This window comes from Oleiphilus sp. HI0123 (genome assembly GCF_001635315.1).
This window is the reverse complement of record NZ_LWGE01001487.1, coordinates 1-5,577: the sequence shown is the minus strand read 5'-3', so window position 1 is coordinate 5,577 and position 5,577 is coordinate 1. Positions and strand designations below refer to the sequence as shown.

Below are 5,577 nucleotides of genomic sequence, written 5' to 3'. Positions count from 1 at the left end.
TAATTTCAGATCTTGATAGAAAAGGTATTTATTCAATATCGCCCTTTGATTAGAGGAATATCTGGGGTTGATAGAACTTCCGCTAACGCATCACAGCTGAACTTCATAACGATTGATGAGGGGGCGAGAGCTGAGATTCAATCTGCCTTGCTTCAAGGGTTAGAAGTCACGGTTCATGACAGCCCGATTACGGCAAATGGATGGCAAGGATCAGGTTACTCGATCATTGATACAGAATACGGTGTAGGTGCTTTTAAGATATCTGGTGGAGCTAGTGGCGGTGGCGTTACGCTGCCAGTAGAAATCAATGCAGCTCTCTTCGCAGTTCAATTCGCACTTGAAGAAACATGGGCCTACGTGAGTTATCTCCTTGGTATTCTAAGTAATGAGGCTGGAGCCGTGTTGGGTGCGATTAGTGGCTTTACCTTAGTGGCAAAGATACTAAACAACTCATGCTCTAGTATCGCTAGTTCTGGTTTAAAGATTCTCGCCATCACTCTCGTAGTAACGTCTTTCATGACATCTGTTTTACCGATGCTTGCTGTAGCGACAATAGGTGCAAATGCAGTGACGTTTTTTGGAGCGCTGTTTGGAGCTTTGGCTGCCTTACTACAACATGAAATAGGTAAATCGTGTGACTAAGAGGAATAAAGTAAAGAACCTTATTGGATCTCTGGGTTTGGCTTTGATTGCGATCAGGGCTCTCGTTGTGGGAGATATTTGGCTGCCAAGTACGGTTGTACGAGTATCTGATGACCCAATTTTGTATTGGGTGACAGTTTCTGTGTTGGTCTTAAGTGCAGCGGTTATAAGTGTAAGGGCCGTTAGGGCCAGAATTGAATAATAAGTCTGATTCAGGTAATAGTTGTTATCTTACATAGAGATTTGGACCTCTGCTAACTCATCACAGCTGAACTTCATCACGATTGATGACGGGGCTAGGGCTGAGATACAAGCAGCTCTAGTGCAAGGACTGGAAGTCACAGTTCATGAAAACCCTATTACGGTAAATGGATGGCAAGGCTCTGGCTATGAAATAATAGATCCTGAATACGGTGTTGGGGCATATAAAATATCTGGTGGGGCGAGTGGTGGTTTTCTCGACGATGTAGTTGTATCGAGTATAATTACGTTAATGGGTTACTCTATTGCTCCAATCTTCTTTAGTGGTGGATTGGCATTCGGGCCAATTGCACTGGCGGTACTTGCAGCTGTCAATTTCGGTTTTTGGGTACACTCTATGAGACATGCTGACAGTTATCAGGATTTCAACACTAATAACTTGGTAACTGCATTAGGAATCTCAGGGGGGTATGCTTTATTGAAGTTAGGAGCAAATAGAAAGACGATTCCTCTTATAGTATTTTTTGAGGGACTTCTCTTGGCATGGTCGGCTCCATGAAGAATAAAATTATCTATCTGCTCTTAATGGTTATTGGTTACATTGCACACGTAATCATAGTTACCGGTTTCCTAGGAGGTGAGAACGTAATTGGCAATTATGCGTTCTCATTTTTAACATTAGCAATATCCGCAAGAGCCCAAGGGTACCTGTGCGGTATTTGTTATATGTACAACAAGAGCAGCCGAAGGACAGCGCCATTCTTAGTAGTAGAAAGAATATTGCTTCCGTGTTTTCCAATATACTTATTTGGTATTCCATTCTTGGGTTGGAATGTTGTATCTACGGTTGTTTTAGCGACCTGCGCTGCATCAATTTTTCTTTTTCAGTTCGTGATACGGGATTTAGAGGAGTATTTTTGGTCTATCAGAGGGGGAGTGTTGGCAAAATTGCCTGACAGCGGTGAGGCATCAGTCTTGGATACGAATAAAATATTGATTCAGTTCTATTTCCTGGTACTGGTTCTTCCACTGTTAGGAGTTGTTGTTGGAAGTTTCTATCAGTAGTTCGAGTTAACTTCAGCTAACGCATCACAGCTGAAATTTTGCTGAATTATCAGATTTCTCTATTGTCTTAGTAAAAAGTAGATATTGAAGAGACGTGGAGGTGAAAATGACTTGCTCATCATCACTTTTAGCAATTCGACCGTGGAATAAAGGTGTCCTTGTAGGGCAAAAGCTCCCTCTTAAGCTTGAACAGGTTTGGGCTATTCGGATTAGGCTGGAGGTGGAGAATAATGTGAGAGATCTCGCGCTTTTTAACCTCGCAATAGATAGTAAACTACGAGGGTGTGATTTAGTTAAGCTCCGCGTATATGATGTGTACAATGGAAAAAGCTGCAAGTCTAGAACTCAAATCATACAGAAAAAGACCAAAATACCTGTCAAATTCGAAATAACATCGAAGACGAGGGAAGCTATTTTGGTATTGATTGAAAAGCTGCGTTTAGAGCATGCTACTTACCTCTTCCCAAGCCGGTTTTCTCATAGAAGTCATATATCAACTAGACAATACTACAATTTAGTAAAGAGGTGGGTTGCTGCTATTGGGTTGGATACAAGATTTTACGGAACGCACTCCTTAAGAAGAACCAAAGTAGCCCAGATAAAGACTTAAGGTCCATTCAACTGCTGTTAGGGCACAGGAGTCTTGGAAGTACGGTACGATATTTAGGGGTGGAGCTTGATGATGCCTTAGCATTATCAGAGAGGATTGAAATTTGATGCTGGTTTGTTATCTCTGAAGGTCTGCTTCGTGGTGTCAGTTCAAAACATTGTAGGAGTTATTTTATAAAGGGGGTTTGTTGCGCAGGGAGTAACAGTATCGCTTTGTGCTTCCACTAAATACAAATTTTGGCCGGAAAATCCGCTCCTTTATATGACTGTTGAACGGCGACTTTGTGGAATTTAGAATCACGAGAAATCTTCTTTACATCTCAGGCGGACAAACTTAGGTACCAATTAGCGGTCAATCATTGGTATCAGTAATAAATGTATTGAGAGTGGTGAATCAGGCACAAAAAAAGGCGATCCGAAGATCGCCTTTTGAGTTGTCGCTAATAGAACCTACTTCTCTGCGCCCTGACCGAAGTCAGTTGCACCAACAAGTACTGACATATTGCCATGAGGGTGCTGGTTCTCATACATTAGCTGATGAGAGTCAGGAAGCTCTTCATAGGTAAATGTTTTAGATAGGCAAGGGTCTACTTTACCTTCAATTACCAAGTTATTTACGCCGATTGCTTGATCGTCATTTGCGAAGTGTGAGCCCTGCAGACGCTTTTGACGCATCCAGTGATAACGCAGGTCTAAGGTCGCGTTGAAGCCGGTAGTACCCGCACAGACCACAACCATACCGCCTGTTTCAGCAACGAAGATAGACGTAGGAATGGTAGTTTCACCTGGGTGTTCGAAGACAACATCAACACCACGGCGCTCGCCAAGGATATCCCAGATAGCTTTACCGAAGGCGCGAGCCCCTTTGCTCCACTTCGCGTAAGCGGACTCATCTTTCCAGTGTGGCATCGTGCCCCAGTGGTCGAAGTCTTTACGGTTTAGGCAGCCAACAGCACCTAATTGCATACAGTAATCAAACTTACTCTCGTCAGAAACAACAGCGATTGGCTTAGCGCCCATTGCAGCAGCTATCTGAATAGCCATACAGCCTAGGCCGCCAGCACCACCCCAGATCAATACAACATCATCTTTCTTAACGTTGTTTGGTGCCCATGCCATAAGCATGCGGTAAGCAGTTGCGCCTACTAGCATGTAAGTTGCCGCTTCTTCCCAGTTTAAGTGCTTAGGCTTTGGCAAACATTGGTGGTCTTGTACTTTTGTGAACTGCGCAAAGCTACCAAAGTTAGTTTCGTAACCCCAGATACGGAAGCTTGGGTCGTACATTGGGTCAGTACCTTTCTGCTCTGCTTTACAACCTTTCTGCCAGCTACCGCAATGTAGTACAACTTCGTCACCGACTTTTACGTTAGTAACATCTTTACCGATTTTATAAACGATACCTGATGCATCGGAACCACCGATATGGAACTCTTCTGGTTCACCCTGCTTGTTACGAGCGCCGATTACATCGACAGGTACACCTAGGCCAGCCCATACATTGTTGTAGTTAACGCCAGCAGCCATCACGTAGACAAGAACTTCATCGTCTTTGATCTCTGGTGTATCAATGACTTCCTTTTGGAACGCTTTCATTGGTTTGCCAAAGCGTTCTGGGCGAATTAGCCATGCATTCATTTTCGCAGGAACTTCACCTAATGGTGGTGCATCACCGATGTCATATAGTTCTTTAGTCATTTAGTTTTCCTCATGATTTAAATGTCGCTAAATTATTGTTAGTTTTTAAATTCTTTTGATTATGTTGTTATTATTGTTGAAAATTTGATTCAAATTATTGATATATATCAAAAAACTACTCATGAATCTGTTTAATAAATTGGGCAATAATTGCCTTAAATCTTAATTCTTTTTCTTCAAGACTGCCTTTGTGCAAGCCTTTATCTTGAGCGAAGTGTTCGTATACCCCTTCGCCAAACTCACCGTAGGCTTGCTTAATCCATTTATGTAAAAAGTAGTTTTCTTGTTCTTCTAAGGTTTGCTGACTAATAGTTTGGTCTCTATGTGCAAGTACGTGCTCAGCCAGCTCAGTAATACCGTTGCGCTTTATTGCGCTGGTTAGAAAGATATCCTTAATCGTAGCCTGCTTTTTATCGCCAGCATTTTCTACATAAATACTGGCTAATTTTAGACTCGATTTTAGTAAGTGCAGGCTTTTTTTCGCTAAATTGTCTTCATCACATTTATTGATTATAAATGTGTCAGGTACTTCCATGATCCCGGCTTTCATAAACTGAACTTGATCGCCTGCCAGAGGCTGCATTACCAAGCAGGTATGATCACTCAATTTCTGTACCTCGATTTCACTTTGGCCGATTCCGACCGTTTCTATGATGACGAGGTCAAATAGTTTTCGTAGTAAGCGCGTCACATGAAAAGTCTGCTTACTCATGCCTCCCAAGTCTTGTTGTGAGGCTTGAGAGCGGAAGAACAGACGCTTGTCTTTTACTGGAAAAATTGTACGCGTTCGATCGCCGAGTAGGGCTCCTCCTGACTCATGGCTTGAAGGGTCTATCGCCAATACCGCAATAGACATGTTTGAGCGCTCTTTTAGTAGCGTTAAACATAACTCACCTATTAAGCTCGATTTGCCTGCACCGGGCGTTCCCGTTATACCCAAAACCATACCTTGTTTATTGATGCCAGATTGTTGCTTATCAAGATAAGTAACAATCTGGTGTCGGGTAACAAAGTTTTGTGTGGTATTACGCTCAAAGACCGAAATTAGTTGGGCAATGGGCCATTTCTCTAGATTGGCTGCCTGCCCTATCTGTTGCGCAACTTTTTCTGGTAGTTCTGACTCCATTTTTGCAGTCAGATCATCGAGCGAAAGGCCGGCCTTAGTTTGCTTTTTGTGCATTAATGACGTCCATGATCTCGTTCATCACAGCCATTAGGTCGAAATCCTTAGGCGTGAAAATGCGCTTAACACCCTTGTTTTGAAGAGAATCAAAGTCAGGCGTTGGAATAATTCCACCAAGTATGACGGGAATTTCATCCTTAGCATTGTTGCTTTCCAGTTCATCGAATAGCTGATCGATAATT

8 protein-coding genes are annotated in these 5,577 nt (G+C 42.7%); 5 read left to right on the top strand and 3 right to left on the bottom strand.

The features are described from left to right. Window positions 1–12: 12 nt before the first annotated feature. The 5 genes from A3761_RS19660 (at window position 13) to A3761_RS19640 (ending at window position 2,518) form a co-directional block, all read left to right on the top strand. Window positions 13–642, top strand: a complete 630-nt coding sequence (locus tag A3761_RS19660; RefSeq protein WP_068750730.1) for a hypothetical protein — start codon at window positions 13–15, stop codon at window positions 640–642. Beyond that, window positions 635–844: a hypothetical protein gene (locus A3761_RS19655; protein WP_068553936.1), complete on the top strand. Its 210-nt coding sequence runs from the start codon at window positions 635–637 to the stop codon at window positions 842–844. The genes A3761_RS19660 and A3761_RS19655 overlap by 8 nt, the downstream gene beginning before the upstream one ends. A 21-nt stretch (window positions 845–865) precedes the next feature. Then, window positions 866–1,402: a hypothetical protein gene (locus A3761_RS19650; protein ID WP_068553933.1), complete on the top strand. Its 537-nt coding sequence runs from the start codon at window positions 866–868 to the stop codon at window positions 1,400–1,402. Next, a complete protein-coding gene (locus tag A3761_RS19645; RefSeq protein ID WP_068553931.1) occupies window positions 1,399–1,908 on the top strand; it encodes a hypothetical protein in 510 nt (169 codons plus the stop codon). Before A3761_RS19650 ends, A3761_RS19645 begins: the two co-directional genes overlap by 4 nt. A 106-nt stretch (window positions 1,909–2,014) precedes the next feature. After that, the gene (locus A3761_RS19640) at window positions 2,015–2,518 is read left to right on the top strand and encodes a tyrosine-type recombinase/integrase (protein WP_231875451.1); all 504 of its coding nucleotides are present in this window, start codon (window positions 2,015–2,017) and stop codon (window positions 2,516–2,518) included. A gap of 449 nt (window positions 2,519–2,967) precedes the next feature. Here A3761_RS19640 and ccrA read toward each other — a convergent pair whose 3' ends face one another. The 3 genes from ccrA to A3761_RS27950 form a co-directional block, all read right to left on the bottom strand. Next, the gene (gene ccrA, locus A3761_RS19635) at window positions 2,968–4,212 is read right to left on the bottom strand and encodes a crotonyl-CoA carboxylase/reductase (RefSeq protein ID WP_068740234.1); all 1,245 of its coding nucleotides are present in this window, start codon (window positions 4,210–4,212) and stop codon (window positions 2,968–2,970) included. Between the two features lie 115 nt (window positions 4,213–4,327). Further along, a complete protein-coding gene (locus A3761_RS19630) occupies window positions 4,328–5,392 on the bottom strand; it encodes a GTP-binding protein (protein WP_156491968.1) in 1,065 nt (354 codons plus the stop codon). Continuing rightward, window positions 5,373–5,577 (bottom strand): hypothetical protein (locus tag A3761_RS27950; protein WP_197473129.1); only part of this gene is annotated, 205 nt, incomplete at its 5' end. The genes A3761_RS27950 and A3761_RS19630, both read right to left, overlap by 20 nt.

What these genes read in the sequence shown, in the direction of transcription:
- A3761_RS19640 (WP_231875451.1), top strand. Translation starts at nt 2,015, where the DNA reads ATGACTTGCTCATCATCACTTTTAGCAATTCGACCGTGGAATAAAGGT.
- A3761_RS19630 (WP_156491968.1), bottom strand. Translation starts at nt 5,392, where the DNA reads ATGCACAAAAAGCAAACTAAGGCCGGCCTTTCGCTCGATGATCTGACT.
- ccrA (WP_068740234.1), bottom strand. Translation starts at nt 4,212, where the DNA reads ATGACTAAAGAACTATATGACATCGGTGATGCACCACCATTAGGTGAA.
- A3761_RS19645 (WP_068553931.1), top strand. Translation starts at nt 1,399, where the DNA reads ATGAAGAATAAAATTATCTATCTGCTCTTAATGGTTATTGGTTACATT.